This is a genomic window from Micromonospora sp. ATCC 39149 (assembly GCF_000158815.1).
GTDB lineage: Bacteria > Actinomycetota > Actinomycetes > Mycobacteriales > Micromonosporaceae > Micromonospora.
Genome location: NZ_GG657738.1, coordinates 345,813 through 348,521 on the forward strand (window position 1 = coordinate 345,813; position 2,709 = coordinate 348,521).

Genomic DNA, 2,709 nt, shown 5'->3' on the forward strand with positions numbered 1-2,709 from the left:
GCCCTGGCAGCCGCAGCGGCGGCATCCCCGGGTTCCAGGTGAACAGCGCCCCGGTGAACGGCGGCGGGTCCCCCAGCCGCCAGCCGTCGTCCACGGCGGCATAGAGGGCCGGCAGCGGGGCCGGCTGGTGCCGCACCGCGTCCAGGAACACCGCGTCGAGCCGGGCCGCCAGGTCGGCCAGCCGCTCGCCGTCGCGCAGCCGTACCCGCAGCGGCAGGGTGCCGGTGAACAGGCCGACCACCGCCTCCAGCTCCCGGCGGTCCCGGTGCGCGTACGGGCAGGCCAGCAGGACGTCACGGGTGCCGGTCAGCTCGCCGACGAACCGCGCGTACGCGGCGGCGAGCAGCGGGAACAGCGTCAGGCCCGCGTCGGCGGCGAGCCGGGTCAGCCGGTCGGTCAGCTCGGCCGGCAGCGTGAAGGCGTACTCCGCGCCGACGCCCGAGAGCGCGGCCGGGCGGGGCCGGTCGGTGGGCAGCGGGGCGGCCGGGGGCAGGTCGGCGAGCACGTTCCGCCAGTGCCGCAGCACCTGCGGCGGCACCTCGGCCCGACGCTGCCGGCGCGCGTGCTCGACGTAGCGCAGGGCCGGGGCGCGCTCGGGCGGCGCGCCCGCGTAGGCCCGCCCGAGCTCGTCGAGGAGCTGGAGCATCGACCAGCCGTCCCCGCACAGGTGGTGCACGACCATCAGGAGCACCCACCGGTCGGCGGCGTGGCCGGCTCGGGCCGGGTGGGGCCCCGTCCCGGTCAGCCGGGCGAGCCGGGCGCGCAGCCACGGCCCGTCGGCCGGGAACGGCTCCCGGCCGGTCGCCACGCACCAGGCCCGCACCCCGTCGGCGTCGGTGGCCGGAAGGTCGACCACGGGCACCGTGACCGGGCGGTGGGGCAGCACCTCCTGCACCGCGCCGCCGTCACCGGCCACGACCCGGGTGCGCAGCGCCTCGTGCCGGGCGACCAGGGCGTCGGCCGCCGCCGTGAGGGCGGGCACGTCGAGAGGGCCGGTGACGTCGACGCGTACGGCCATGTGCACGGCCGCCGGGTTCGGGGCCTGGCGCTGCCGGTGCCACATCAGCTCCTGCTGGTACGTCGCCGGCGCCCGGTCGCGCACGGCGTCGAGGGGTTCGGGCGAGGGCGGGGCGGTGGCCGCCGGGGCGCGGCCGGCGGCGTCAAGCCGCCACGGCCAGCGCCCGCACCCCCGGGCTGCGCAGCACCCGGTCCACGCCGACGTCAACGCCGAGCGCCTCGCGCAGCCGGTTGGCCAGCCGGACCGCGCCCAGGGAGTCGCCCCCGGCGGCGAAGAACGAGACGTCCAGCGGCACCCGGGACACGCCCAGCTCCGCGCACCAGGCATCGTGGACGAGCCGTTCCACCCCCGGCCCCGGCTCCTCGCCGGCGGGCGGTGCGGCGGGCGCGGGCAGCCGGGTCACGTCGACCTTGCCGGTGTCGCCGACGGGAAGCGCGTCCAGCACCACCCAGGCCCGGGGCACCAGGTGGTCCGGCAGCCGCTCCCCCAGCTCGGCGGCCAGCCGGGCGGTGCGGGCGGGCGGCGGCCCGGCGTCGTCGTCGAGAACGACGTACCCGACGAGGTAGGGCTCGGCCCGGTCGTGCCGGGCGACGACGGCGGCCTGCCGTACCCCCGGCAGGAGCGCCAGCGCGGCGGCCGGCTCGCCCGGCTCGACCCGGTGGCCGGCGATCTTCACCTGGTCGTCGACCCGGCCGAGGAACTCCACCGTGCCGTCGCCGCGCAGCCGCACCAGGTCACCGGTCCGGTACGCCCGGGCCCCCGGCTCGGCGGCGAACGGGTCCGGCAGGAACGCCGCCGCCGTCGCGCCGGGCCGCCCGAGGTAGCCCCGGGCGAGGCCGGTGCCGCCGATGTGCAGCTCGCCGACCGCACCGGCCGGCACCGGCGTGCCGTCGCGGCCCAGCACGTGCAGGCGGCGATGGTCCACGGGACGGCCGATGTCGATCGGGCCGGTCCCGTCGGGCGGCACCGGGCCGGCGGTGGTGACGATCGCGGCCTCGGTCGGGCCGTAGGCGTTGAGCACCACGGCCGGGTACCCGGCGGGCGGGCGGCGACGTAGCTGGCTGCCGCCGACCACCAGGGCCCGGACGGTCGGGGCCGGCGGCAGCGCGAGGACCAGCTCCGCCAGCGGGGCCGGCAGGAAGGCGACGGTCACCCCCGCGCGCCGCCACCAGTCGACCAGCCGCGCCGGGTCCGCGCGCACCCGCGACGGTACGAGGTGCAGGCTCGCCCCGGCGGCCAGCGCCGGATGGATCTCGGCGAGGTTTGCGTCGAACCCGAGGCCGAGCGCGTGCGCCACGGTGTCCGCGCCGGTGAGGGTCAGGGCGCGGGCGTGCCAGTCGACGACGTCGACCGCCGCGCGGTGCGGCACGCCCACCAGCCGGGGTCGGCCGGTGGAGCCGGAGGTGTAGACGCACCAGGCGAGGTGCGCGGGCCCGGCGGCGTCGACCGGGTCGGGCAGGCCGGGCTCGCCGGGCCGGTCCACCAGCACCCGGACCACCGGGGGGCCCTCGCCGGCGGCGATCCCCGTCGAACCGTCGGCGTGGGTGGCGGTCCGGGTGGGATCGACGACGTCGGCGGCGGTCAGCAGCAGGCGGGCGCCGCTGTCGGCGAGCAGGTCGCGCAGCCGGGCCACCGGCAGGTCCGGGTCCAGCGGCAGGAAGGCCGCGCCGGCCAGCAGCGCGCCGAGCTGC

General features: G+C 79.5%; 2 protein-coding genes. Both read right to left on the bottom strand.

The window, feature by feature from the left end; genetic code table 11:
- Positions 1–1,102 (bottom strand): condensation domain-containing protein (locus MCAG_RS01505; RefSeq protein ID WP_232290039.1); only part of this gene is annotated, 1,102 nt, incomplete at its 3' end.
- Between the two features lie 58 nt (positions 1,103–1,160).
- Positions 1,161–2,709 (bottom strand): non-ribosomal peptide synthetase (locus tag MCAG_RS01510; RefSeq protein WP_198141466.1); only part of this gene is annotated, 1,549 nt, incomplete at its 5' end.